Below are 24,529 nucleotides of genomic sequence, written 5' to 3' on the forward strand. Positions count from 1 at the left end.
GAGCCGACAAGCGCTGTGCAGTTTCGCCCCTATCGCATAGGTGCCGAGCACGAGATAATTCCCTGAATATCTTCGACACAGGAGTAAAGTGATGTTCTACCTGACAAGAGATGGCTCCGGTCTGCCGCGTGATCCGTTTTCTGCCATCGTGTCCCCCCGCCCGATTGCTTGGATATCCACGCGTGGCAGCAGTGGCGCGACCAACCTTGCGCCCTATTCCTTTTTCAACGCCGTGGCCTATACGCCGCCGCAGGTGATTGTCTCGTCCATTGGTGGCAAATCGGATCGGGACAAGGGCAAGGACAGCTACAGTCATATTCTGGAAACGGGCGTATTTTGCATCAACATCGCCGGGCTTGCCGACCGCGACGCGTTGAATGCCTCCTCTGCGCCCTATGCCGCGGATCAAAGCGAATTTGAGGTGCTGGGATTGCCGATGGCGGAATGTGAGACCATAGATTGCCCAAGGCTCGCCCATGCCCCTGCGTCAATGGAGTGCCGCCTGACACAGCCGATTGATCTTGAGGGTGAGGGCAATCTGATGATCCTCGCGCGGGTCGAGGCCATCCATTTGCGCGACGACTGCCTGACCGAAGACGGCCGCTTTGACGTCTTGTCCTACGCCCCTCTGAGCAGGCTTGGCTACCAGGATTTCGCCGCGATTGAAACGGTATTTCAAATGCGGCGGCCTAAGCTTTAATCCTCTGACCTAACTCTCTGGTCCACATAAAAGCAGCCCCGTTTCCGGGGCCGCTTTTGTCAACTCAGTTCCGCCGTCATCGGATCATAGCCATAGACCCAGGCAGGGTCTTCAGGCTGTTTCAGCCATGTGTTGGCGTTGGAGATTCTTTGCACTTTGGTGGCACGTTTGATGCGCGTGCTCTCGTAGGTTTTAAACGCGCTGGCGTAATCTGTCAGCCCCGTGATCGACAAAGCCCGGGTCAAAACGGCGGCATCCTCGATGGCCATACAGGCCCCTTGCGCCATATGCGGGCGCATCGGATGGCAGGCGTCGCCCAACATCACAAGACGGCCCCGGCTCCAGAGATTCATCGGATCCCGGTTCCAGAACGGCCATTTGGTGACCTCTTCTGTCGCGTCGATCAGCGCCTGCACCATCGGATGCGAGCCGCCAAAGATCGCTTCCATTTCTGCGCGCGAACTGTCGACAAAACTGGTGTCGTGATCCCATGTGTCGGCAGGCACGCCGGTGACATAATAATATTCGGACCCATCGCCCTTGGTGGCATAGGCCATGATGTGGCGCGAGGCTTCCCACCACCATTTCACACAGGGCTCAAAGTCGATCCCGGTCGATTTCAGCTTGTCCATATTGACCAGCGCGCGGTGTCCAACCCAACCGGAATAGCGCGGTTTTTCAACGCCCAAAAGCGTCTCGCGGATCATTGAATTGATACCATCTGCGCCAACAACGATTTTGGCGGCGATCCGGTTGCCATTGGCAAAGGTCAAAAGCACATCCGTGTCGCGCTCTTCGATCCCGGTCAGACGGTGGTCAAAATGGATTTTATCCTTGGGCAGGATGTTGATCTGTTCCGCGTGCAAATCACCTCGGTGAATGGTGATATAGGAGGCGCCGTACTCTTTGCGGCCATAATCTCCGAGCGGAATTTTGGACAGGTATTCGCCGGTGTTGCCATCACGCGAGAACCAGAAATCCGGATGCGATCCGATCTCAGACAGGCGTTGTTCAAGGCCGATTTCGCGGAAAATCTTCATCACGTTTGGGCCGACATGAATACCCGCGCCCAGACGGCTGAACTCGGGGGCCTGTTCAAACGTGTGCACAGAAAAGCCTGCGTTCAACAAAAGTGCGGCGGCAGCGGCGCCCCCAAGACCTGCACCGATGACGGCAATGTCGACATGTTCGATCTCATCCATTTTTGGAATCCTTGTGCGATTTGAGGATGGTATTATTTGTTAGTATGCTAATGAATAAAAGCGGATCACGAAAGCATTTTCGAACGCGAAACACCGATATTTCACGGGTTTGCGCAAAAAACCCCCAAGAACCTCCAGCAAAAGACAGAGCATGACCTCTTCCCCTCACAGCCGCGGCGCGGCAAGAAGCCACAGCCCGAGCGAGGTATATCCGACCATCAAAAGCGCCAACGGCACCTGGCCCAAAACCGCATCGCGCGGACGGCGATGAGTGTCCAAGGCGACGGCATGAGCCATGAGCACGGCGACGATATGACCAAGCGTAATCACCCCGGTCTGAAACGCCCAGATCAGATGAATACCCGATTCGGTGTTGAACATGGATTGGCTCGGATGGTTGTGGGCGGTGCCGAAAATATCCCAGCCTTTGTGCAAAGGATCAGAGAGCACAATCCACAGATATTGCGCATCCATGATCAGGCGGGTGGCAAAATGCGACAGCATATAGGCCACATAGATCGGCACCAATGTATAGACACAGCGTCCCGCGAGCACAGCAAAGGACACGGTGCTTTGGGCCATGCAACCGCCCAGCCAAATCGCACCGAAAAACACCAAAGCGGCCAAGACAAAGGCCCCGACCAGCCCCAAAGAATTGGGCCACATCACGCTAGAACGGCCATGAAAATCAAGCGGGTTCACGCCCAAAAGCTGCAACCATTTAAACGTGGACGACACCCCATCGAACGTGCCAGAGGCCAGCATAAAAATGACAAAGGCACTGGCACTCAAAGAGAGCGGCGCGTCACGCAACACGCGCGCACCGGGGAACACCAAACCCAACTTACCACCTTGCGTACAGGCAAAGGGCGAGAGGATCGCGAGCAGGGAAAAAAGCACATGCAAAGGCTCGGCGCGCCGTGTCCATTCCTCTGTGCCAAACAGGATCATGCCAAAACCATTGAGCACCAAAAACCACAACACATGCACGAACAAGGCCTCTGGATCGGTGGCATGGAGCGAGATCAGATCAATCCAGACCAGGTAGAACATCTGCACCAAGGCGACGCCAAACCCGATCTGCTTGGGCAGGGTCAAAATGGGCCGTTTGCCAAGTCCCAAAATCTGTAACAGGCCGATCCATGGATTGAGCCAGGGCCAAAGATTGCCAAACACGACCGTCATCACAGACAGGACGATCCATCCCAAGGTCCACACCCCGAGGGTGATCGGATTGGTCAGCGGATCATCCGGACCCGCCAGTGCAGCATAGAGCAAAAACAGGGTGAAGCCGAGCGACAGGAGCGACAGCGGCGCAGTCGGGATGCGGCGCGGAGCGGTTGAGACGCGGACCTCTAAGGCAAACAGGCGATGAAACCGGGCGGCGGGGACGATTGCGAGGATTAGGAAACTGGCCAAAACCGCAAGACCCGCACCGAAGATATAAATCTCCGTTGGCATCAACAGGATGAACCCACCCGCCGCCTCATGGGCCATGGCGGCGGCAGGCATGGCGCAGAGAAACGCGGTCATGGCGCGAGTCATGGCGCGTAGAAACCGACGGTCAAACGACACAGGGACTGTGTTCTGCGACCCACGAAGATGCAAAAGGGTCATGGCTCTCATCCTGTAGAAACAAAGGAAAGCCAGAGCGATCCGAGAGGACCCTAACGCCCTGACCTTGGGCCGGCTTAGAGCGCGGCACAGACGGTTTAGACTTCGGTGAAGGTGCAGAAGGCTTCAGAGCCCTCCTCACGTCCCCAACCGGATTGTTTGTAACCGCCGAACGGCAAGGCCGGATCATAAAAGTTGTGTTGGTTGATCCAAACGGAGCCCGCTTTGACCTTTTTCGCCAGCTCATGCGCGGTGGAAATGTCACGGGTCCAGATCGAGGCCGCCAGACCGAAATCGGTGTCGTTGGCTTTGGCGGCAACTTTATCGAGAGAGGCGCCTCAAAGGCCTGACAGGCCAGAACCGGGCCAAAGATTTCGCCACGCAACACGGACATGTCATCTGTAGTGCCCGCAAGGATCGTCGGCTCCATGAAAAAACCGCTCTCACCAATGCGCCCGCCGCCGATCACGGTTTCTGCCCCGACGGGGTTTTGCCTTCGTCGAGATAGCCCATGACTTTTTGCAACTGACACGACGAGCTCAGCGGTCCCATTGTGGTTTCCGGCTCAGCGCCTTTGATCAGACCTGCAACGAGCGGAAACGGATTTTCCGGCTGAAGGATGTTCAACAACCTACCCTGGCCGCGGCGTTTCGCCTCCGGGGTGCCTTGCCAATCTTCGATCTTGCAATAGACCTTGAAGATGTTGTCGTAATTCCAGCCCTCTTCGCCCGAGGCGGCGGCCCAGTTGTTAAAGTCGTTCATATGGCCGCGCGCCCAGACCGAGCTGTTGATCGACGAACCGCCGCCCAAGACTTTGCCCATCGGCAAAAGCGGTGTGCGACCGTTGACGGTTTTGGAGGAAGCCGCTTTATAGCCCCAATCGCGCGATGTGCCGATGTTCCACATCCATTGCGTGCTGTCGATCACCTGCGGCACACGATCTGATCCGCCCGCTTCAATCAACAAGATCGAGACGTTTGGATCTTCGGCGAGGCGCCGCGCCACCACGCTGCCGGTGGTGCCACCGCCACAGACGATAAAGTCATATCTAGAGCGCATCGATTCCGACATAAGTTCGCCATCCGGGGACAGCTCGGCAGGGCTAAACTGGTTCATACTTTACTCCCCCTTTTGGACGACGGAGGGAGGACGGCCTAACGACCGACCCCCACATAGTGGTGGAGAAGCTCCGGGTTGGCGCGCACCTCTTCGATATCGAATTCGGCTTTGATTTCGCCGTGGTCCATAAAGGCGACGCGATTGGCGATGGAGAGGACGGCATCGACGCGCTGTTCTACCAAAAGTACGGCGACACCTTCGTCGCGCAACCTGATCACCGCATCGCGGATCCCGGCAATGGCGGAGGGCATCAGGCCTTCGGTCGGCTCATCAAGCATGATCACCGAGGGATTGATGCACATGGCGCGCGCCATGGCCAACATGGTCTGTTCGCCGCCCGACAAAGTGCCGGAGCGCTGAGTCATCCGCTCTTTGAGCACCGGAAAAAGTTCCAACGCATGATCGAGCGCGCTGACGTTGGTGTTGCGGGTCCACAGGCCGATTTCGAGGTTTTCCCAAACCGTCAACTCGGTAAACAACCGCCGTCCCTGCGGCACATAGCCGATGCCCGCGCGGGGAATGTCCTTAGCTGGCACGCCAGTCAAATCCTTGCCGTCGAGCATCAGCGTACCCGCCGCCGGGCGCACCGTGCCCATGATGGTTTTCAGCGCTGTGGTTTTGCCCGCGCCATTGCGCCCCAAAAGGCAAAGCACCTCGCCACTTTTCAACTCAATCGAAAAATTGCGCAGCGCCTGACTGCGGCCATAGAAGGCGTCAAAGCCTTTAACAGACATCATGCTCATGCCGGTTCTCCCAAATAGGCGGCCTGCACGGCGACGTTTTCGACGATTTCATCCGGCGTGCCTTCGGCCAAAAGACGACCGCGTTCGAGCACGGTAATGCGGTCGGCCAGCGCCAAAACCACGTCCATATTGTGTTCGATAATCAATACGGTGGCGGTTTCATTGACCCGTTTCACCACTTCGATGAAGTTCTTGATTTCGGCATCCGAGAGGCCCTGTGTGGGTTCATCGAGGATCAACAATTTCGGCTCAAGACCAAGCCCCATCGCCACTTCCAGCAGACGCTGGTGACCATAGGCGAGGTTGCCCGCTGTGTCCCCGATCCGGTCGCCAAGCCCGACAGCCTGTGCGGCAAGGGCCGCCTCGGACTGAATTTGCGCTTCGCTCGCACCGCCAAACAGCGACGGTTTAAGCCGGTTTTGAACCGCGATTTCGATGTTTTCCAACACGGTCAGGCTGGGGTAGATGTTGGTGATCTGAAACGTATAGGCGATGCCGAGGCGCACGCGTTTGAACGCCGGAAGATTGGTGACATCTTTGCCGTCAAAGAACACCTGACCAGCAGAGGGGGGGATGCGCCCGGAGAGCAGGCTCACGAAAGTGGATTTGCCCGCCCCGTTCGGCCCGATGATGGCGCGGATTTCTCCGACGTTGAGGGTGAAATCCACCCCATCCACCGCTTTGAGCCCGTCGAAATGGCGCGCAAGACCACGCGTTTCAAGAAGAGTTACTTCAGCCATGGGACCCACCTTTCACGAATGGTGCCAAGAATGCCTTTGGGGAACCACATGTTCACAACGATGAGGATGATCCCGATGATGATCAGATAGGCGGTGGTGATGCCGCTCAGACGGTCGATGAGCATGGTCATGATGCCGGTGCCCAAAAGCGGACCCAAAAGCGTGCCGGGACCACCGACGAGGGTGAACAAAAGCGCCTCGATCGAGTAGTGAAACCCCGCAAAGGCCGAGCCAATATAGCCAAACATCAGGGCGTAGAGCGCACCGGCAAGGCCACAAACGGTGCCCGACAGGGTAAAGGCCGCAAGGCGCACGCGGTAGGTGTCAAAGCCCAACATCTGGGTGCGCGGTTCGTTTTCGCGCACGGCGGTGAACAGGCGGCCAAGTGGGCCTTGGGTCACGAAGAAGAAGAAAATCAGCACCACGGCAAAGATACCGAACGCCAGATTGAAGCGCACCACATCCGAGGTCATGTCAAAATTGGCCCCGAGCAAGGAGAAGGAACGCGCATCGGTCGGCAGGGTCAGGCCCTGATCACCGCCAGTGATTTTCGAGAAATAGAGCGTCGCCAGATAGGCCGCCTGGGCGAACATCAAGGTGACGATCATAAAGGACACGCCCTCGGTGCGCAGCGCCAAAAGCCCGATGACAAAGGAGAACACCAAAGAGGCGGCAATCGCGATGACAAAGGACACGGGTAGGGATGTGCCAAAATAGTAGCTCGACAACCCGGCCGCATAGAGCCCAAAACCAAAGAACATCGCATGTCCAAGGCTCAGGAGACCCGTGTAGCCCATCAACATATTATATCCCATGGCGAAGATCGACATGATCAAAATACGCGTCAAAGCGAGAACCAAATAGTCACTCAATGCAAACTGCAACACGAAAATCACGAAAAGCGTGGCGAGGGACAGGGCAAGTAGCCTGCCGTTGTGGATGATCATGAAGCGATCCTTCCCTTTCTTCGCCTCAGCCGCTTTCGCGGCCTTGACAGAGGAAATTTCTGTGGAGTGCAGGCTCATGCGCGCGCTCCTTTTCCGGAGAACAGGCCCTGCGGTTTGAACACCAGAACGATGGCGACGAGCAGTGTCGATACGATTTTGGCCAGTGTCGGAGAGAAGAACACAGAGAGCAAACCATCGGAGAGGCCGATGAGCACGGCGGCGGCAATGGTGCCCGGAATCGAGCCCAGTCCGCCGACGATGACGACCACAAAAGACAGAAGCAGCGGATCGGTGCCCATCAGGTAATGCGCCTGTTGGTTCGGCACGACGAGCACCCCACCGATGGCGGCCAGCATGGCGCCAATGGCGAAGACAGCGGAATAGACCTTGTCCACGGGAATGCCAAAATTCTGCGCCGTTTCTTTGTCAAACTGGGTGGCCCGCATCAGCAAACCGACTTTGGAGCGGCGCAGCATGAACCACAGACCGGCGACAAGCGCCAAGGCGATCACAATGATAAAGAGCTTGTAACTCGAATACCCAAACCAAGGCGTGCGGATCGTGTAGTAGAATGGCGCATCGACGGCGCGCGCATCGGGACCAAAGGTCAAAAGCGCGAATTGTTGGATGATATAGAGCATCCCGATCGTCGAAACGATGGTGCCCTCGGGGTTGTAATTGATGCGTTTGAGAACGGCCCAGTCGGCCAACCAGGCAAGCCCCCCAACGAACAGCGGCGCGACCACCAAGCCGATGACAAAGCCTACAGCAGGCGGGCCCGGGATATAGACCCCACAGGCCCAGGCGATCAGCGCACCGACCATGAAGAATTCGCCGTGCGCGACGTTCACAACGCGCATCACGCCGAACACCAGCGAAAGACCAAGCGCCGTCAGCATCAAAACGGAGGCCTGAACCAGCCCTTCCAATGTGGCGAGCAAGAGATATGGAGCGATGTCCATTGTGCGTACTCCAATCGGTTCGTTCCTGCCGATGAAAGCAAACCCGTCCGATTTTTTTGAAGTTTAAGGGGCGAAGGCCGTCATGAATCAGCCTTCGCAGAGAGATGAGATCAGAACGACATCTGCGTGTAGTCGGTCTCGTCCGGGTAGAGCGTTTCTTCGATCGTGGTGCGATACACCACATCGAGTTTGCCGTCCGTGACTTTGGAGATGTTCTGATGCCCGAAGGACTGGTGCGTTTTGCCGTTGAACAGCTTGTCACCCTGCGGGAACTCGTTCGATTCTTCGAAGCCGGTGATGGATTCCATCGCCTCCAAGAAGTCGATCTTTTGATCCGGGCCTTTGTAGTCGGCCTTTTCCATCGCCGCCTTCATCGCAAACAAGGTCTCCCAGACGGAGAACATATGCGCGTAGGTCGCGATGTCTTTCGGATCGCCAAGCGAAGCGCCATTGGAATCCACGCCAACTTTTTCGCGGAAGAACTTGTCAAACTCGGATTGATTTGCCTGTGCATAGCGCGGCATGGCCTCCCAGAAGTAGGTGCCTTCGAGGTACTCAAGCTGTGGAATATTCATATCCACACCTTCGAGACTGTCGATAAAGCCAAAGATTTCCGGGCGGTTCCTGCCAAGATGCTCGCCCAGTTCTTTCACAAAGGTCAGAACAGCCGGGCCCACCATCACGTGATAGATCGCTTCGGTGTTGAACGGAATTTTTGGCATGTAGCGGGTAAAGGAGGTCTCGGTCGGCGGAATCGCGATCGATGCCACAACTTCACCACCCTGCGCTTCAATCGCGGCAGTCATGTTGTCGCGATGATCATAGCCAAAGTTGAAATCCGGGTAGATCAGGGTGATTTTCTTGCCCAGATTGTTGGAAATCTACGGTGCCATCGAGACGACTTGGCTTTTCACATCGGTGATCGAGGGCTGAAAACAATAGCGGCTGAAGGCGCCAGACGCGAGAGTGTGCGCCTCGGAGCAAAGGAAATACGGCATTTTCAATTCGCCCGCGCGCGGCGCCGTGGCAGCGACGACGTGGGAATAGAGGTGACCGAAAACTGCGTCGACTCTGTGTTCGGTTGCGAATTTCTCCATCACCTCCACGCCACGTTTCGGGTCGGTGCCATCATCCTCAACGATCATTTCAACCGGCATACCGTTGATGCCGCCCTGCTCGTTGATCAATTGAAGGGCAGCGTTTGCTGTGCGTTCATACCAGCGCCCATAAGAGGCACCGATGCCAGTGCGGTGGAACGGGGCTCCGAGGCGAATAGCGTCGCCGGACTGTGCATGCGCGCGACCGATGAGGCCGGGCGCTGACAGTAAAAGCCCAGCCCCGGCAGCACCGCGCAGCAGCGAACGGCGGGAAAGGGAAGATTGGGAAACGATGTCCTTCTTCATAGTGCGCTCCTGTTGGATATGTACATCACTTGGCCAATTGAGACTGGCTGTGTTTTTGTTCGTATAACAACGATCTCTAAGCGAACTGATTCAGACAAGTAAAAATTACGGTTGCTTGTAAATAAATTATTCAGTCGACTAATAATTGGGCGAAATTGCCCCATATGTGGCTACAATTCACCCAGGCTCCCGCTTGACGTCTGCTTCTGCGGCCTGCAAAGCCACTGGCGGTGCAGCAGCAACGAGAACACCAATGGTTTGCGCCGACAATGCTTCCGCACAGAAACGGAGCTCGATCAGCATCACACAGACGAATGGAATGCGGTTGCCCATGCCCTGAACACGCGACCACGCAAAACACGCGGCTGGCGAACACCAGCAGAAGTACTCGACCAACTGCTCAAACAGGATATGATCAATGGTGCTGCGACAACCGGTTGAATCTGCTTTGCCCGCTGTGATCGTTGAGGATGGCCAGGTCGCGTTTCATCCGGTCGTTGACAGCCCAACCGATGACGCGCCGGTGGATTCCATCGGCAGTCTCTCGGGACAATCGCCGTTCCGAAGCCACGGAACACACTGTGGCTTCGGAGGTTGTCATAGATTTGACGCGTCAGATCAAGGACGGACAGCCGTCACTTCAAGTTCGACAAGAAAGCCCGGATTCGCCAAAGCATCGACAACCAGAGCAGACCGCACAGGAAGGTTTGGCTGGTCTTCTGTGCCAAAAAACTGTGTATAGCCGTCCATAAAGCCGCTAAAATCCACCAGTTTGTCGTCCTCAGCCACAAGGAAAGCCTGCATCTTGATGACATCGCCCATGCTCATATCCAGCGACTCCAAAGTGGCCTGAATGCGGTTCAGCACGGAGACGGTTTGCTCTTCCATTGTGCCATAGGCCGCGATTGTGCCCTTTTCCGCGTCTGCGTTCAACACACCCGGGACAGTGCCCGAGAGGTAAACCGTGGTCGCAGTCGCAGGAACTTCCACAGCCTGAAGGATCGGAAAGGTCGAGTTCGGCAGCGGGTGACGCACAGGCTCCTCTGCAAGAACAGGCACGGCCAAGCTGGACAGAACCAAAGCGGAGAGCAGAGATTTAATGGACAACATGTTATATTCCTTTTGAATGTAGGGAGAGAGGACGCCGGGCGATCACCCGGCGCCAGAAGGTTCAGCGGCTCGCCGCAACCAGATCGCTTGTGGCGGGATCTTCGACGTAGCTATTGCCAAAGCTCGTGCGAATGTAGTTTACGACCTCGGCAATTTGTGCGTCATCAAGTTGGCCACCCAAGGCGGGCATGGCACGCAACCCGTTGAGCACGACGTGGGTGGGGTAGTCCGCGAATTCGAGGTTGTGATTTCCCGCCAAGGCCGGATACATCCCCGCCCCTTGCGCGCCTTTGCCGTCAGGCATGTGGCACGCTGCACAGACCGCGCGGTAGATATCTTCACCTCCACGTTGATCCAACTTAGCCGGGTTCTCAAACCAGCCAGAAGTGTCAGGACGGACCTCGTCGGCCCAAAGCGGCACAGCAAAAACTGAGACGGCAAGGGCAGCCATAAATATATGCTTCATAGATGTCTCTCCTGTTCTCAGTTTTCGATGATTGTGGCGTGCAGGCGTTTGATGGCATCGAGAGCAGACAAAATCGCCCCTTCCTGCCACGCCGGGAGGTAGGAAATATGTTCGCCTGCCATCAATGTGCGTCCGTCCATTTTCGTCGCCTCCATGTAGTCGGCCTCGCGGTCATTCCACAGGCCGAAACAGCCGAGCGTCCATGGCACGCGGTGCCAACCAACGCCTACGCCGGTCTTGAACTCTTCGGTGTATTGCGGGTGGATCTGCGCCCCATATTCCAAGGCTTTGGCCACCCGTTCAGAAGGCGGCAAGGCGTTGAACTGATAAGAATACGCGCCCCAGCTATAGGCCGCCAAAAGCACAGCGGGGCCATCGCTGAAATATCCCGTAGACGGGTAAGAGATTTGCGAGATCGGCAAGTTGGTGTAGCTGATCCCACCATAGATGTGCTCGTCTTGCTCCCAAAACCGCCGCTTGAACTCCAAACCAACCTTGGTCGAAGAGGCGTAGGGCATGGTCGAAATGATATGAGACATCCGCGCAGAAAAATCATGATCAATCTGCCCCAAAACGGAGAAGGGAATGGTGCAGATACAGTAATCTGCACTTTCCACCACCGCGGCCCCTGCCCCATCTGACGGCACCCATGTGACATCGACGCCGTCGTCGGTGTTGCGAATTTTCACAACCTTGGCGTTGTAGGTGATCAGGTCTTTGATCTGTTTTTCAAAGCCCTGCGCAATCATGTCCATGCCACCCTTAGGTTGGAACATGGTCGTCTGCATGTGCAGGTGCAGACCGCCCGTGAGGCTCTTCCACAAATCGGAATTGAGAATGGTGGACAAATCATGCGGCTCGGACGGGATGGGTTCACCGTCGGCACCGCCGCCTTCTGCCTTGGACCAACCGCGATGGGACGACGAGTCCTCGCCTGTGACATAGGCCGCGTTTTCATCCAGGGCGCCATAGCGTTTCAAGGCCGAGACAAGGATTTTCGCATCTTCGGCGCTGACCAGCCCATCCAGTTTGCCCTGATCCGCAACCTTGGCCAAAAGTTCGCTGACACCGCCTCTGAAATCGGCGTCAATTTCTTTGAACCGCTGCGGTTTACCCTCAAAGGCTTCGGTGTTGTGGACATAGGCGTTGTAGTTGACCTGAATGAACGGCTCCAGCTCCACGCCAAACCGTTTCGCATAATCAAGCACCGCGAAGTGGTCGCTTGGGATGCGCCAAGGACCGGGATTGAGGTAGTTGCCGTCCTCAAACTCAACCTTTTGCTCAAATCCCCCAAGCTCCGTGTAAGTGTCGCCCCCACGCAGTGTCCAGCATCGCCCGCCAGCCTTTTCACGGTATTCGAGAACCTTCACCTCATAGCCAGCATTCCGCAACTCGAACGCCGCAGTCATACCGGCAAGACCAGCCCCAAGGACCAAAATCCGTGTGCCTTTCGGCGCGCCTCTCAACTCCGGTCGACCTGCCCAATTGGAGGATTGAGCCAACCCCATTTCAGTCATAGCGCTATACATGACCGCGCTGCCTGCAACAGTGCCAATCATGCTTAGCAATGACCGGCGGGACATCCCTTGTGCATTAAAAGTCATTGAAAATCCTATGTTTTATTGCCTTTCATGCCGACCCAAATGATCAACATGCAGTACTGTACTTTAGCCATTCTGCAGCGCGTCCATGCAAGTCCGACGCAATCAAAATGAGAAAAGCAAAAATGCAAGGGAGGGATGACGAACAGAAAGTAATCACAGGTGCTAAAAATGGCATCGAAGTGCAAAATCAGTTCCGCTCGAAGCGGGCGTAGTGTCAGTGCTTTCGTCGATCGGCAGGACCACGTTGCGCGGTCGAGTGTGATATATTGTGAGAGCCGGGATTTGTCTTTTTGCACACAGCGCTGGGGCGCGCCGTGTCCTACAATGGACACTGCGGGCGGCACGGCGGCAGCTTTTCATCAGGGGCGCAGTGAAGATAAGCCATAGCGGCCAGTCTCACTGTGAGGCGATCACCGGGGTGATCCAACCCTCAAAGCACGCGCGACAAAAATTCCCGTGTCCGAGGCGATTGCGGGTCGTTGATCATCTCTCGCGGATTGCCGCGTTCGACAATTTGGCCTTGGTCCATGAACACAAGCTGATCCCCGATTTCACGGGCAAAAGCGATTTCGTGGGTCACGACAACCATCGTCATCCCGCTCTCGGCGAGGTCGCGCATCGCGCCAAGAACCTCCCCCACGAGTTCAGGATCGAGCGCCGATGTCGGCTCATCGAACAGCAGGACTTTCGGTTTCATCGCCAGAGCGCGGGCAATGGCGACACGTTGCTGTTGACCGCCAGACAGTTGGCGCGGATAGGCGGCCTCTTTGTCGGACAGACCGACACGGGCCAGCAGGGCGGCGGCTTCTTCCTTCGCCTGTTCCACATGCGTGCCCCGCACCTGAACCGGGGCTTGGATCAGATTTTCCATCACCGTCATATGTGAGAACAGATTGAACGATTGGAAAAGCATGCCAATTTCCGCACGGCGACGGCACAATTGGTTTTCCCTCAATTCGTAGAGCTTATCCCCCACCAAATCGTAGCCGACGAAATCCCCATCAACGAGAATAATACCACCCGTGAGCTTTTCGAGGTGGTTCATACAGCGCAGGAAGGTGCTTTTTCCTGACCCGGACGGGCCGATGATACAGGCGACCGACCCCTTTGGCACATCAAGATCGACGCCTTTAAGAACCTCTAATGCACCGAATGTCTTGCGGACATTGCGCGCAAAGATCATCGACTCAGCGGGCACACCAAACCGATCTGCGTTCATCTTGCGCGCTTCAGACATTGTCGCGTTCCTTTTTCCGCCCCAAGAAGAGACCGCGCGACACAATAGACAGCAGAGCCTCCGGCTCGTGACCACTGTCGCTACGACCAAAATATCGTTCGATGTAAAACTGGCCGACGGACATAATGCTGACCACAGCAAGATACCAAACAGCTACGACAATCAGCAGCGGGATGGTTTCAAAAGTTCGCGCATAAATGCTTTGAGCCGAATAGAACAGATCATCGACGGCAATGAAGGTCACGAGGGATGTCATTTTCAATAGGTTGATCGCCTCATTTCCGGTCGGCGGAACGACAAACCGCATCGCTTGCGGCAGAATGATTTGTCTTAGAATTTTGCGATATGGCATGCCGAGCGCTCGGGCGGCCTCCGCTTGACCAGACGGCACGGATTTGATGCCTGCCCGGATGATCTCGGCCATATAGCCCGCCTCACAGAGGGCGAGCGCCACCACCGCCGAGAAAAACGGCGTCATGAAATCATTGGTGCGCACAGAGAAGACCTCGCCAAAAACCGGCAAGTTCAGAGACACTTCACGGACCAAAAGAGACAGGTTGAACCAAAAGATCAATTGGATGAGCGACGGAACCCCGCGAAAAAACCAGACATAAACACCGGCGAAGGTTCGTAGAATTGGGCTTGGCGACACGCGCATGATTGCAACCGCGGTGCCAATCAGCGTGGCGGCCGACATGATCAAAACGGTGAGCAACAACGTGTTGCCGAGGCCACGCAGGATCGACGGATGGAACATGTAGCCCCAGGCTGTGCCCCAAGCGAAAGCCGGGTTGCTGGCGAAGGCTTTGAGGATCAGCGCCGCAAGGACCAACACCACCACAGTGCCGATCCAGATCGCGTAATTGCGCCTTGGAACCACGGTCAGTGCGTCCACCCCATGGATTTGGGTCTTTTGTCCCTGTGCGTCTGGCTGAGCCGGTCTGGTCACCACCTGTGCCCTCATTTGGTAGATATGTGGACACCCGACCAGACGGGCCGGGTGTTATGGCCTTATTCCGCGCGCAAATCGTCCATGCTGTCGACGCGATACGGCGCGTCAATGGCGTAGGCTCCCATGCCATAGGACTCAAGGATGCCTTGATACGTGCCGTTTTCGAACAGGGTTTCAAGCGCACTGACCATCATCTCGGCTGTTGCGCTATCGCCTTTGCTCACCGCCAAGCCAAGCGGTGAAACGTTATAGAGCGTGGGCAAGACGACAAGTTGTCCCTTGCTGGTCACTTCGAAATAGCTCGACGCGGTTGCGTCATCCATCCGGGCGTCCACCCGGTCGGACATGACCGCCTGAACAATATCGGTTGAAGAATTGAACACGGATTTGTCGATCGGTTCCAGATCGTTGTCCGCACAGGTCACATTCAATTCGTCCACAAGGAAATCAGAGGCACTGCCAGCCGACACGCCAACGCGTTTGCCGCACAAAGGATGATCCCCGGAGAACGTGTCCACCAGACTCGGCAGCGTTGACGCGGCAACACCTGCCTTCAGGAACATCACAAATTCAACCTGTTTGAGGCGATCCGGTGTCGCCGAGAAGGTTTCCCACGCGATGTCAAACCGGCCTGCGGCGAGACCGGGGATCATCGAGGGAAACGGCGTGCGCTGAATGTCAAGTTCTGCACCGACCAAGTCCGCAACCTCTTCTGCAAGCTCAATGATGATCCCGGTCTGTTCACCGGTCTCATCGAGGTATTCGAAAGGCGCGAAATCAAGCGTGTTGGCCACCGACAGCAATCCACTTTCACGAACGGAATCACTGGGGGTCACCGTCTGAGAAAAGCTCGGCGTGGCCGCAAGGGCGAGGGCCACAAAGGCGGCCGCCGTGAGTGTTGTATCGTTCATCTCTTTCTCCATGTTGTGCGTGATGGAGGCGGCCAATTGGGCCGCTCCGGCGGGGGCGGCTGTTGGTTCAGCTCGCTTTTTTTCTATAATGGTAATTTTTGTCGATCCGTTCCATCAGGTAGTCGCCATAGCGCACGGGACCTGACTTTGGCGTTTCTCCGGTCGGGACGCAGGCCTCAATCGTTTCGATCATCGCGTCCATCGACGGGTCAAAGAAGAAGGGTTGCGAATAGCGCTCCCGGCCTGAGTAATTCACCACTCTGTGCGGCGTCGAGACAAACCGATGGTTCGACCAACGCGCAAGAATGTCTCCGACGTTCATCACGAAAGCATTCGGGATCGGCGGGGCCGCGATCCACTCATCGTCTTTATTCTTGACCTCAAGCCCGCCGACATCGTCCTGCGCCAGAAGCGTGATAAAGCCATAATCCGTGTGCGGGGCCGAGCCGAACAGCCCCTCTTCTTTGGGCTGTGTCGGATAATGCAGCAACCGCAGAAAAATTGTCGGGTCTTCGAAATGAGCATCAAGACTGTCCTCAGGCAGCCCAAGCGACAGGGCAATGGCCCCCACCATCTTGCGGGCCAGCGTGCTCATGCCGTCGACATAGTGCTCAATGGTCGGGCGAAAGTTTGGTAGCAGGTCCTCTGTCGGCCATTGATTTGGCCCCTGCAAAGGCTCCCCCGCAAGACAACGCGGGTCGGTCTCATCGACTTCGTGCATGAAAAAGAGGGACTCGCTTTGATTGGGCTTGCTGACGGCTTCCACCGATGAGGTCACGATGGTTGACCCGGCAAAGGGCAAATATCCCCGAAAGTTCTTGTCAATTTTGACGTCAAGTTTCTGCTCTTCAGGCAAAGCAAAAAAGGCCTTGCTTGCCTCGCGCACCGCTTCGACGCTTTGTGCCGCGACCTGATGCCCGACCACATAGAGAAAGCCGATATTCTCAAGATAATCGCACAACTGCGCTGCGGTTGCGGCAATTTTTTCGCGGTCCGTCCCGTAAAGCGGCGCAACGTCCAGCACCGGAATTTCGGAAAAATCCCCACGATCATTGGTGTTCATTTTCGAGCCCCCACTTGAACATACAATACAGTACTGTATTTCTACATATCAAAGCGCAGTCGGCAATAGATAATCAGAAAAAAGGACTCATCGGATCATGGCAGCCAGAAAAATAATCATTGATACCGATCCCGGTCAGGACGACGCCTTCGCGATCCTCTTTGCTCTGGGCTCCCCCGAAGAGCTTGACGTCATCGGCATCACCACAGTTGGCGGAAACGTCCCTTTGGCCCGCACAACGACAAATGCTTTGAAAGTTCTGGAACTTGCACAACGCCCTGACATTCCAGTCTATGCGGGCTGCCCTGGGCCGACCGTACGCAAACTGATCACGGCGGAGAATATCCACGGCGAAACGGGGTTGGATGGTGCCGATTTTCCGGAACCCACAACGGCCGCGCAATCCGAACATGCGGTCAACTATCTGGTCCGGACCATCATGGCAGCCCCCGAAGGCGAGCTGACGGTCTGCACGCTTGGGCCGATGACCAATCTTGCAATGGCGATGACCATGGAGCCGCGTATCATTCCCCGGATTCGCGAAGTCGTGTCGATGGGCGGCGGGTTCTTTGAAGGCGGCAATGCGACGCCTGCCGCCGAGTTCAACATCTTTGTTGACCCACATGCTGCCCATAAGGTGTACGCCTCCTGTGTGCCGATCACGATGGCGGGTATCGACTGTACCTATACGGCGCAGATGACCCCCGGTTGGATCAACAGCTTGCGTGACACGGGTAGCCGCACCGCGACTGAGGCCGCGAACTTGGCCGATTTTTTTCGTATTTATGGCAGCCATAAGTTCCCGACAGAGGCCAGACCGATCCATGACGCTTGCGTCACCGGTTACTTGTTAAAGCCTGAGATTTTCGAGCAACGCCAATGCCATGTGACGGTCGACATTTCCTCTCCCGTCACCATCGGCATGACGGTCGTCGATTGGTGGCATGTCACGGGCCAAGAGCGCAATTGCAACGTGCTGCGCCGAATTGATCCTGAACCGTTCTTTGCCCTTATGGCGGAGCGCATTGGCAGCCTGCCGTAATCCTTCGCGCAGCGATACAACGCGGTTCCCCCTGTGGGAGGCACAATACCTTGTGCCCCGCTTGGTCATCCGTATACTCCACCGCAAAGGAGAGTGTTGTGTCTGATCTCGATGATAGTCCCGCAGGGGAGGCAAAAGATGAGCCTCAGCGCTCGAAAGGGCGCAAGACACTCTCACGCGAGGCGTGGATTGCCGCCGCCCGGGAGGCGTTCGAAACCGGCGGGATCTCTTCGGTAAAAATTGATCGGCTCGCGCGCTTGCTCCGTGTGACCCGTGGCAGTTTCTATTTTCACTTTTCAAGTTTGCAGGATCTTCACGACGGCCTCATGAATGTGTGGCGGGCTTCAAATTGCGCCCCGTTCCTAAAATTGCAGGACGCCAAAGACATCGACGGTGTCCAGTTCTTTAGCGACATTGTCCATGTCTGGGTCGACGAGAACCCTTTTAGTCCGCGCCTTGACCTTGCTGTCCGGGAATGGTCTCGCAGAGATGCGACCGTCGCGCGTGAGATCAAAGACATCGACACTCTGCGCATTGATCTTTTGGTCCGGGCCTTTTTGGCCATGGGCTATTCCGATGACGAAAGCACAGTGCGGGCGCGCCTCACCTATTTCCACCAAATCGGGCAATATGCCCTGTCCTTTGAAGAAGATCAGGACATCCGCAAGAGGTATCAGCCCATCTTTGGCGATGTGCTGCTTGGACCTTTGGTCGAACAACCAGAGCATCTTCGCGTTCTGTAGACCGGAGCCTCTTCGAGGGTGCGCTAACCCTGAGAGCGTTGCAAACTTCATGCGTCTGATCGTTTCATTCGTCTGTCTCCTCAATCCGTCATACTGATCGCAGTAGGCGACGGACCCGCACGAGAGCCGCAGGGCGTGCAGGTTGTGGTTGTCAACGGCGGCGGCTCGCAATGCCAAGCCAGAATGTTCAGAACCACACCTGCAGGGCAAAAGAGCTGTTGGCCGGTGCAGCAGCTCTTTTGCCGTCACCCAAAAAGCGCCAAAAATGGCGACAGACGGAATCACATTTTAGGCATTGATTTATCAAATGCTTCGCGCAGGCGTTTGGCAGCAGGGCTGAGACCCCGGCCTGCGTTCCAAGCGATGCCGACATCCATGGACGGGATGGATTTGGCCAGATCAATCCTCTCCACCCTTCGCCCGTCCAGTGTCCAAGGGCGGTAGACAACATCGCTCAGGATCGCAACGGCTTGACCGGTGGCGACAAAACTGCGCACGGCCTCAACGGAGGTGGAGGTCAATTTGATGTCAGGATGGCCGGTTTCTTCTGTCCAATGTGCCAAGCCCTGTTTTTCGGCATCATCTGAATGCAAGACGGCGTAGGGGTATTTGGCAACATCAGCCAACGTCACCTTCGCCTGTTTTGTCAGCGGGTGATCCAGGCTGGTCCACAGGCGTCGCTGTGACTTATGAAACGTCTTACTTTTCAAACCAATGTCAGATGTCAAATTCGAGGTGAGGATCAAAGCCAAGTCGAGCTGGCCATCAACAAGCGCCTGTTCCAGGATCTCTCTAGGTTGCTCTGTGAGTTGGACGTCGACCTGAGGATGCTGGCGGGTGAAATGTTCTATGACAGGAAAGGCGAAATAGCTTGAAAGCGTCCAACTCATTCCGAGACGCACATGACCCGAAATCGTATCGCTATCAGCTTCTACACTTTTGACGGCCGCCTCGAAGGACGCGACAATATCATGTGCGTGGTGCCTGAATTTTTGTCCGGCCCGGGTCAACCTCAGACCTGTTGGCAAACGCTCAAACAATGCCGTACCAAGAAAAGCTTCCATGTCCTTGATCGAAAGTGTCACGGCCGATTGCGATACGTTCAAGGCGCGCGCTGCCGCCGACACTTGGCCCGCCTCGGCCACCCCAAGAAAGTACCTAATCTGACGATGCGTGAGCATATAAGTTTTTCCAATATGATCTATTTTAAGTCTGAATTTTCAATATTAAGGACGCCATGTCAATCTGAAGGTCAGTTGTTTGGTGACCCGATATGAAACATGAAAAAATCCCCTCTACCCCCTCCGGAACGCTGATTCTGGACTTGAGTGACGAACAGATCGAAACCCGTGCTTTCAGCACCCTTGAGGCAAAACAAGCGGCGTGGGAGAAAGCGCGGGCCGATGCCGTTGTGATTTTCCGACATCCTGAAAATTGCTCATTCTATCAACGTTTGGCCACATGGTGGTATCTGCGCAAACGCCGATCGCAGCCTGTTGCTTACGACCAAGGCGGCGACGCCATGGCTGAGCCCATTTGGCAGGGGCATTGGGCGAGCACAAAGTACTTGTGACGTTTTCAGCACATGACAAAGCTGCGAAGAGGTCTTTGATTTCTGTTCAAACGCGCAATTTTAAGTCTTAGTAATTTAGTAAGCTACTCTTGGCCTGCCATCAGAGGTTTTCTATAGAACCGCAAAAGCAAATCGTCGGACCATCATAGCTTTAGGCCCCGAACCTCGATCAGCCATCACGCCCGACTGCGTTCACATCCGAACCTGTGGGCAGAGTTTTAGGCAAGGTGACCGCACGATCCATCGAACATAAAGCATCTGACGACATGGACGTCTTACGGTGATGGTTCATGCCTTTGGCAAATGCCCATACCTTTGCAATGACAAAAGTGAAGGGCGGCGAATGAACGATTTTTAAAAACACAGCACCAGCCTAGCATAGCCTTGGGCACGAGTGCGCGCCAGTTTTGCTGCGCCTTGGTCCTTGCGCTCGCCACACCTGTCAGCACCGCACACGCGCAGGAAACGACACCTCAGCTCAGCACCGCGCCTGAGACGCCCGGCTTTCAACCTCCTGCGTTTCAATCCCCTGCCATTGATGCCTTGCCCGCCCCTCAGCCCCTCAGCCCCTGTCCGATGGATCGCCTGAAGGCTCTGTTGAAGAACCGGACCAGAGACCTGCGGTCCCTATCCCGCACCGGCGCCCTTGGTCAATGCGACATCAGAACCCCCGCCACCGCCCCGACGGGTCTGGTGGCTGCGGCACACAATCGCGCCATGACATTCCTCATCAATGATGGCCCTTCGATCTGGGCCATTGCGGCTCTGTCTGTAGCAACGGTAGCGCTGATCCTGTGAAAACTCTGGCGCTATGTTTTGATCGGGGCGTGGTCGCGCCGCACCTCTGCGCGCGCGGTGACCCGTTGGGAAGCGGGGCAGACCCGAGATGCCCTTGGCATCGTGTCTGGACGCAAGGGCTACCGCAGCCGCCTCGCCGCCACCGCAATGACAGCCCGGCAAAATCCACCGGATGAGACCGCGCGCGAAGAAACCGCCCGCATCGCCAAACTTCTTTTGGGGCAAGCCTCGGGCGGGTTGCGCGCGCTGGAACCGATTGCCACGATCACGCCTTTGTTGGGCCTTTTGGGCATGATTTCGGCGTTTCAGGCGCTGCAAGAGGCCGGAAGCAAAGCCGCCCCTGCACTTTTGGCAGGTGGCATTTGGGAAGCCCTTTTGACCACCGCGGCCGGGATGGCGGTGGCGATCCCCGCGTCTGCGGCACTGACCTGGTTTGAAGCAGTGCTCGACGCCCTGAGGCAGGATCTTGAAAACCTCGCCGCCCGGATTTTCATAGCGCCGTTGCCACACCCAAGCGCGCGCATTGAAGTGGCAAAGGTCCATGATTGATCTCGGCCTCACCGCGCGACCAAAGCGTAAACCCGGTCTGACACCGATGATCGACGTGGTGTTTTTCATGCTGGCCTTACGCTTTGGCGTAGACACTGTCGTGCCCTTTCCCTTGGCCGAGGGGCTTTTGCATCTGTTCGGAACGGGCGACTAAAATCAGGCACCGATGATATGATCGTCGGCAACTCCGCCGGGCCATGCGCATGCGCTGGCCCGGTTTTTATGTGCCTCTTTAGCCCTCTTTCCGCCAATAACCTGAGAAATAGCTCTGCTCGGGACCGATCCCAAGCGTCTCCCGAAAATGTTTGCGGGCGCGCTGAACCTGAAACTTTTCCGCTCCGCACCATATGAACGGCATCGGGTCGACAGGCCCATCACCATAGAGCGCAAACAGCGTGTCCACAGGCCCAAGATCCCTGCCACGCATGAGCCATGTCACCGTAATGCCTTCGGGCTTGATGAGATCCTGAATATCCTCCGCCCCGTCCACTTCGATATAAGCCTGCCCGGCCACTTCCGGCGCGGCCTCCGCCAAAATACGCCGGATCGCGGGCAGTGCGGTTTCGTCACCGACCAGAGTCAGGACCTTGGCCTGCGGCATCTGCCCTCCCCCCGGTCCCATCATGCCAATCGTGTCACCGACCTGCGCCCCACGCACCCATTCAGTGATCCGGCCACCGTCATGGATGAACACATCAAAGGCAAAAATTCCGGTCGCCACATCAATCGACACAAAGGTGTAAACCGGATTGTGGAGCTGATCCTCGCCGGTCGGAAACCGGGTGCGGCCCGTCGCGTCGATCGCCGGCCAAACCGGGCTGCGCCACTGTGGTGGCAACAACAGACGAAAATGCATCGCACCGCTGGCGAAATGCGCCATGTTGTCGGCCTTAAGCGTCACGCGATAAAAATGCGGGAAAGGCTGTGTCACCTCCACCACTTCCGCCAGACGAAAATTCGCTGGCGGACCTTGATCCGGCAAGGTGCCGGACCATTCGAATTGGGCCAAAAGGTCCGGGTCGGCGTGATCGACAATATGAAGAATCTGATCGCGCAGCATGAACAATGTGCTGGCATCCTTGGCCGAGAGGGTGATTTTGATTGCCCCCTCCTCGCCCAGAATTTCGAACTGCCCGCGGTCTGTTGCGCCGCTCATCCACGCCTCACTGCGCTTTAACTCACATCCGTGCTCAGACAGGTGCAGGGCGATTTTATCAAAGCGGGGCGCGGCAAATGCGCCAGCGGCAAGGCCATAGCAGGTTGCAGATGTCTCGGTCATGGGTGCTCCTGTCTCTCTGGAAAAGGCGCGATTTGGTGTATCGCAACGGGAAGGTTTCGAATGTTTTCAACGATGATATCGAGGTCAAACACCTGTTTGAGCATCGGGCGTGTGACGATGTCTTTCGGTGTGCCGACGGCGTGCAAACGGCCGTTTTTCAAGGCGACGATGCGGTCGGCATAGGCGGCGGCGAAATTGATGTCATGGATCACGATCACGAAACTTTTGCCCTGCTCGCGGGCGGTGTCGCGCAGCCGTTCCATCATCTGACGGGCGTGCTTCATATCCAGATAGTTCAACGGCTCATCGAGCAAAACATAATCCGTGTCCTGCGCCAGAACCATGGCGACAAAGGCGCGCTGACGTTGGCCGCCGGAAAGTTCGTCCAAAAATCTTTGGCGCAAAGGCATAAGCGCCATGGCCGCAAGCGCCTCTTGGACAAGCCGATGATCCTCCGCGTTGGGCCGGCCTTTGTGATGCGGGTAGCGGCCAAAACCCACGAGGTCTTCGACAGTGAGACGCGCGGAAACGCTATTGTCCTGGCGTAGGATGGACAGGCGCTTGGCCAGCGCTTGTGTTGGTGTCGTCGACACATCCGCGCCATCAAAGGAGATCGCGCCGGTTTGCACTTTACTCAGCCGCGCCATAAGCGACAAAAGCGTGGATTTGCCTGCGCCGTTTGGCCCGATCAAGGCGGTGATCCCACCCTTTGGCAAGGTGAATGTCACATCGGTGAGGATCGGAAGACCCGAAATCTGATGACTGACATCGGAGATTTGAATCATCGCTGCGCGCCTTTGAGCAAGAGGGTGAGAAAAACGAGACCGCCAAGCAAATCAATGACCACGGAGAGCGTGCCTTTGAAGCCGAGCACGTGTTCAAAAACCGCCTGACCGCCGACAAGGGTGATCACCGCAACAAGGCTCGCGGCGATCCATGTCGGCCCAAACCGCGCACCGGGCAAAAGACGATAGGCCAGATGGGTGACCAACAGACCAAAGAACGTGACGGGCCCGACAAGCGCGGTCGACACCGAAACCAACAGGCCAACCGTCGCAAAGGTGATCAACATGACCCGCCGATAGGGCAGCCCAAGGTTTATCGCCGTGTCCCGGCCCAAGGCCAGCACGTCAAATTGGTGCCGCAACAGCCACAGAACAGGCACTGTGAACGCACAAAGCACCAGTGAGATCCACAAAAGATCAATGTTGACCGTGTTGAACTGCGCGAAGGTTGCGCCTTGAACGACAACGAAATCATTGGGGTCAATCATCCGGGAAATGAAACTGGACAGGCTGCGAAACAGCGTGCCGAAAATGATCCCAACCAACACCAAAAGATACAGATCGCGCGCCTGCGTGGAAAAAAGCCACAGGAACAGCCCGGTGGAAAACACCATCATCACGATCACTTCGAGGGAAAATTTGAGGATCGGGTCAAGATCTTGTGTCGCCATAGCTCCTATAAAAAAGACCGACCCGGCCTGAAGCATCAAATAAAGCGCATCAAACCCCATGATGGCGGGGGTAAGAATTTGATTGCGGGTGGCGGCATGGAAAAGCTGGGTAGAGGTGGCGATGGCATAGGCCACAAGCACAAGGGCCACGAGTTTCCCGGCCCGAAACGGAAGTGCAAACCCCCATGCCCCGCCCGGCACGCCCAGAGTGAGAAAAAGCCCGAGTGCCACCAGAGACAGCGCGCCAAGGATCAGCACGCGTGCGCGCGCCCGATCCAGTGGAGCCTGACCCGTTTGTGGGAGGGCCATCTGTGCA

At 56.4% G+C, this 24,529-nt stretch carries 23 protein-coding genes and 4 pseudogenes; 7 read left to right on the plus strand and 20 right to left on the minus strand.

Translation table 11 applies throughout. The features are described from left to right. Positions 1-91: 91 nt before the first annotated feature. Positions 92-700 (plus strand): flavin reductase family protein, encoded by a 609-nt coding sequence (locus B30_RS16270; protein WP_009573234.1) that lies wholly within the window; start codon positions 92-94, stop codon positions 698-700. Between the two features lie 59 nt (positions 701-759). Here B30_RS16270 and B30_RS16275 read toward each other — a convergent pair whose 3' ends face one another. The 9 genes and pseudogenes from B30_RS16275 to B30_RS16315 form a co-directional block, all read right to left on the minus strand. Continuing rightward, positions 760-1,902 carry an FAD-dependent monooxygenase gene (locus tag B30_RS16275; RefSeq protein ID WP_009573235.1) on the minus strand — a complete coding sequence of 381 codons (1,143 nt, stop codon included), beginning with the start codon at positions 1,900-1,902 and terminating at the stop codon, positions 760-762. 165 nt (positions 1,903-2,067) lie between these two features. Further along, entirely contained in the window at positions 2,068-3,519 is a 1,452-nt protein-coding gene (locus B30_RS16280; protein WP_009573236.1) for a hypothetical protein, read from the minus strand. A 95-nt stretch (positions 3,520-3,614) separates the two neighbouring features. After that, positions 3,615-3,836 (minus strand): annotated as a pseudogene (locus B30_RS22805) (aldehyde dehydrogenase family protein); the annotation flags it as partial. A 145-nt stretch (positions 3,837-3,981) separates the two neighbouring features. Next, positions 3,982-4,632: a GMC family oxidoreductase N-terminal domain-containing protein gene (locus B30_RS16290; protein WP_009573237.1), complete on the minus strand. Its 651-nt coding sequence runs from the start codon at positions 4,630-4,632 to the stop codon at positions 3,982-3,984. 38 nt (positions 4,633-4,670) lie between these two features. After that, positions 4,671-5,372: an ABC transporter ATP-binding protein gene (locus B30_RS16295; RefSeq protein ID WP_198430628.1), complete on the minus strand. Its 702-nt coding sequence runs from the start codon at positions 5,370-5,372 to the stop codon at positions 4,671-4,673. 2 nt (positions 5,373-5,374) lie between these two features. Continuing rightward, positions 5,375-6,118, minus strand: coding sequence for an ABC transporter ATP-binding protein (locus B30_RS16300; protein WP_009573239.1), 744 nt, complete (start codon positions 6,116-6,118; stop codon positions 5,375-5,377). After that, positions 6,106-7,143 (minus strand): branched-chain amino acid ABC transporter permease, encoded by a 1,038-nt coding sequence (locus B30_RS16305; protein WP_009573240.1) that lies wholly within the window; start codon positions 7,141-7,143, stop codon positions 6,106-6,108. Before B30_RS16305 ends, B30_RS16300 begins: the two co-directional genes overlap by 13 nt. Next, positions 7,140-8,027, minus strand: a complete 888-nt coding sequence (locus B30_RS16310) for a branched-chain amino acid ABC transporter permease (RefSeq protein ID WP_009573241.1) — start codon at positions 8,025-8,027, stop codon at positions 7,140-7,142. Before B30_RS16310 ends, B30_RS16305 begins: the two co-directional genes overlap by 4 nt. A gap of 110 nt (positions 8,028-8,137) precedes the next feature. Then, a pseudogene (locus B30_RS16315) lies at positions 8,138-9,430 on the minus strand (ABC transporter substrate-binding protein). A 192-nt stretch (positions 9,431-9,622) separates the two neighbouring features. On the opposite strand from B30_RS16315, the pseudogene B30_RS22545 reads away from it, so the two are divergent. Continuing rightward, positions 9,623-9,871 (plus strand): annotated as a pseudogene (locus B30_RS22545) (IS30 family transposase); the annotation flags it as partial. A 177-nt stretch (positions 9,872-10,048) separates the two neighbouring features. Here B30_RS22545 and B30_RS16320 read toward each other — a convergent pair. From B30_RS16320 to B30_RS16350, 7 genes are all read right to left on the minus strand, one after another. After that, positions 10,049-10,540 (minus strand): RidA family protein, encoded by a 492-nt coding sequence (locus B30_RS16320; protein ID WP_009573243.1) that lies wholly within the window; start codon positions 10,538-10,540, stop codon positions 10,049-10,051. A gap of 61 nt (positions 10,541-10,601) precedes the next feature. Continuing rightward, positions 10,602-11,006, minus strand: a complete 405-nt coding sequence (locus B30_RS16325; protein WP_009573244.1) for a c-type cytochrome — start codon at positions 11,004-11,006, stop codon at positions 10,602-10,604. Positions 11,007-11,023: 17 nt separating this feature from the next. Beyond that, positions 11,024-12,535, minus strand: a complete 1,512-nt coding sequence (locus B30_RS16330; protein WP_232616936.1) for a flavin monoamine oxidase family protein — start codon at positions 12,533-12,535, stop codon at positions 11,024-11,026. Between the two features lie 505 nt (positions 12,536-13,040). Beyond that, entirely contained in the window at positions 13,041-13,829 is a 789-nt protein-coding gene (locus B30_RS16335; protein ID WP_040402800.1) for an ATP-binding cassette domain-containing protein, read from the minus strand. A 10-nt stretch (positions 13,830-13,839) separates the two neighbouring features. Next, positions 13,840-14,799: an amino acid ABC transporter permease gene (locus B30_RS16340; protein ID WP_198430625.1), complete on the minus strand. Its 960-nt coding sequence runs from the start codon at positions 14,797-14,799 to the stop codon at positions 13,840-13,842. 59 nt (positions 14,800-14,858) lie between these two features. Then, a complete protein-coding gene (locus B30_RS16345) occupies positions 14,859-15,710 on the minus strand; it encodes a transporter substrate-binding domain-containing protein (RefSeq protein WP_009573248.1) in 852 nt (283 codons plus the stop codon). 67 nt (positions 15,711-15,777) lie between these two features. Continuing rightward, positions 15,778-16,773 carry an isopenicillin N synthase family dioxygenase gene (locus B30_RS16350; RefSeq protein WP_009573249.1) on the minus strand — a complete coding sequence of 332 codons (996 nt, stop codon included), beginning with the start codon at positions 16,771-16,773 and terminating at the stop codon, positions 15,778-15,780. Between the two features lie 97 nt (positions 16,774-16,870). Between B30_RS16350 and B30_RS16355 the strand changes: the two genes are divergently transcribed. Next, complete coding sequence (locus B30_RS16355) at positions 16,871-17,815, plus strand: nucleoside hydrolase (RefSeq protein ID WP_009573250.1); 945 nt, start codon at positions 16,871-16,873, stop codon at positions 17,813-17,815. Between the two features lie 98 nt (positions 17,816-17,913). Then, the gene (locus B30_RS16360) at positions 17,914-18,558 is read left to right on the plus strand and encodes a TetR/AcrR family transcriptional regulator (protein ID WP_009573251.1); all 645 of its coding nucleotides are present in this window, start codon (positions 17,914-17,916) and stop codon (positions 18,556-18,558) included. Positions 18,559-18,839: 281 nt separating this feature from the next. Here B30_RS16360 and B30_RS16365 read toward each other — a convergent pair whose 3' ends face one another. Next, entirely contained in the window at positions 18,840-19,739 is a 900-nt protein-coding gene (locus tag B30_RS16365; protein WP_009573252.1) for a LysR family transcriptional regulator, read from the minus strand. Between the two features lie 92 nt (positions 19,740-19,831). Between B30_RS16365 and B30_RS16370 the strand changes: the two genes are divergently transcribed. The 3 genes and pseudogenes from B30_RS16370 to B30_RS21970 form a co-directional block, all read left to right on the plus strand. Further along, positions 19,832-20,131 (plus strand): hypothetical protein, encoded by a 300-nt coding sequence (locus B30_RS16370; RefSeq protein ID WP_009573254.1) that lies wholly within the window; start codon positions 19,832-19,834, stop codon positions 20,129-20,131. Between the two features lie 855 nt (positions 20,132-20,986). Then, positions 20,987-21,478 carry a MotA/TolQ/ExbB proton channel family protein gene (locus tag B30_RS22550; RefSeq protein WP_232616938.1) on the plus strand — a complete coding sequence of 164 codons (492 nt, stop codon included), beginning with the start codon at positions 20,987-20,989 and terminating at the stop codon, positions 21,476-21,478. After that, positions 21,471-21,596, plus strand: a pseudogene (locus B30_RS21970) (ExbD/TolR family protein); the annotation flags it as partial. The gene B30_RS22550 and the pseudogene B30_RS21970, both read left to right, overlap by 8 nt. A 114-nt stretch (positions 21,597-21,710) precedes the next feature. Here the strand turns inward: B30_RS21970 and B30_RS21520 are convergent. The 3 genes from B30_RS21520 to B30_RS16390 are packed head-to-tail and all read right to left on the minus strand — an operon-like array spanning position 21,711 to position 24,522. Further along, on the minus strand, positions 21,711-22,757 hold the full coding sequence (locus tag B30_RS21520; RefSeq protein WP_009573257.1) for a siderophore-interacting protein: 1,047 nt from the start codon (positions 22,755-22,757) through the stop codon (positions 21,711-21,713). Further along, complete coding sequence (locus B30_RS16385) at positions 22,754-23,542, minus strand: iron ABC transporter ATP-binding protein (RefSeq protein ID WP_009573258.1); 789 nt, start codon at positions 23,540-23,542, stop codon at positions 22,754-22,756. The genes B30_RS21520 and B30_RS16385 overlap by 4 nt, the downstream gene beginning before the upstream one ends. Beyond that, positions 23,539-24,522 carry an iron chelate uptake ABC transporter family permease subunit gene (locus tag B30_RS16390; RefSeq protein ID WP_009573259.1) on the minus strand — a complete coding sequence of 328 codons (984 nt, stop codon included), beginning with the start codon at positions 24,520-24,522 and terminating at the stop codon, positions 23,539-23,541. The genes B30_RS16385 and B30_RS16390 overlap by 4 nt, the downstream gene beginning before the upstream one ends. Positions 24,523-24,529 lie beyond the last annotated feature (7 nt).

Origin of the sequence: Celeribacter baekdonensis B30 (assembly GCF_000299875.1) — a bacterium.
Classification (GTDB): Bacteria; Pseudomonadota; Alphaproteobacteria; order Rhodobacterales; family Rhodobacteraceae; genus Celeribacter; species Celeribacter baekdonensis_A.

Bases quoted from the DNA above. Each gene is read 5' to 3' on its own strand.
- B30_RS16270 (WP_009573234.1), top strand. From the start codon at position 92: ATGTTCTACCTGACAAGAGATGGCTCCGGTCTGCCGCGTGATCCGTTT.
- B30_RS16275 (WP_009573235.1), bottom strand. From the start codon at position 1,902: ATGGATGAGATCGAACATGTCGACATTGCCGTCATCGGTGCAGGTCTT.
- B30_RS16280 (WP_009573236.1), bottom strand. From the start codon at position 3,519: ATGACCCTTTTGCATCTTCGTGGGTCGCAGAACACAGTCCCTGTGTCG.
- B30_RS16290 (WP_009573237.1), bottom strand. From the start codon at position 4,632: ATGAACCAGTTTAGCCCTGCCGAGCTGTCCCCGGATGGCGAACTTATG.
- B30_RS16295 (WP_198430628.1), bottom strand. From the start codon at position 5,372: ATGATGTCTGTTAAAGGCTTTGACGCCTTCTATGGCCGCAGTCAGGCG.
- B30_RS16300 (WP_009573239.1), bottom strand. From the start codon at position 6,118: ATGGCTGAAGTAACTCTTCTTGAAACGCGTGGTCTTGCGCGCCATTTC.
- B30_RS16305 (WP_009573240.1), bottom strand. From the start codon at position 7,143: ATGAGCCTGCACTCCACAGAAATTTCCTCTGTCAAGGCCGCGAAAGCG.
- B30_RS16310 (WP_009573241.1), bottom strand. From the start codon at position 8,027: ATGGACATCGCTCCATATCTCTTGCTCGCCACATTGGAAGGGCTGGTT.
- B30_RS16320 (WP_009573243.1), bottom strand. From the start codon at position 10,540: ATGTTGTCCATTAAATCTCTGCTCTCCGCTTTGGTTCTGTCCAGCTTG.
- B30_RS16325 (WP_009573244.1), bottom strand. From the start codon at position 11,006: ATGAAGCATATATTTATGGCTGCCCTTGCCGTCTCAGTTTTTGCTGTG.
- B30_RS16330 (WP_232616936.1), bottom strand. From the start codon at position 12,535: ATGTATAGCGCTATGACTGAAATGGGGTTGGCTCAATCCTCCAATTGG.
- B30_RS16335 (WP_040402800.1), bottom strand. From the start codon at position 13,829: ATGAACGCAGATCGGTTTGGTGTGCCCGCTGAGTCGATGATCTTTGCG.
- B30_RS16345 (WP_009573248.1), bottom strand. From the start codon at position 15,710: ATGAACGATACAACACTCACGGCGGCCGCCTTTGTGGCCCTCGCCCTT.
- B30_RS16350 (WP_009573249.1), bottom strand. From the start codon at position 16,773: ATGAACACCAATGATCGTGGGGATTTTTCCGAAATTCCGGTGCTGGAC.
- B30_RS16355 (WP_009573250.1), top strand. From the start codon at position 16,871: ATGGCAGCCAGAAAAATAATCATTGATACCGATCCCGGTCAGGACGAC.
- B30_RS16365 (WP_009573252.1), bottom strand. From the start codon at position 19,739: ATGCTCACGCATCGTCAGATTAGGTACTTTCTTGGGGTGGCCGAGGCG.
- B30_RS16370 (WP_009573254.1), top strand. From the start codon at position 19,832: ATGAAACATGAAAAAATCCCCTCTACCCCCTCCGGAACGCTGATTCTG.
- B30_RS21520 (WP_009573257.1), bottom strand. From the start codon at position 22,757: ATGACCGAGACATCTGCAACCTGCTATGGCCTTGCCGCTGGCGCATTT.
- B30_RS16385 (WP_009573258.1), bottom strand. From the start codon at position 23,542: ATGATTCAAATCTCCGATGTCAGTCATCAGATTTCGGGTCTTCCGATC.
- B30_RS16390 (WP_009573259.1), bottom strand. From the start codon at position 24,522: ATGGCCCTCCCACAAACGGGTCAGGCTCCACTGGATCGGGCGCGCGCA.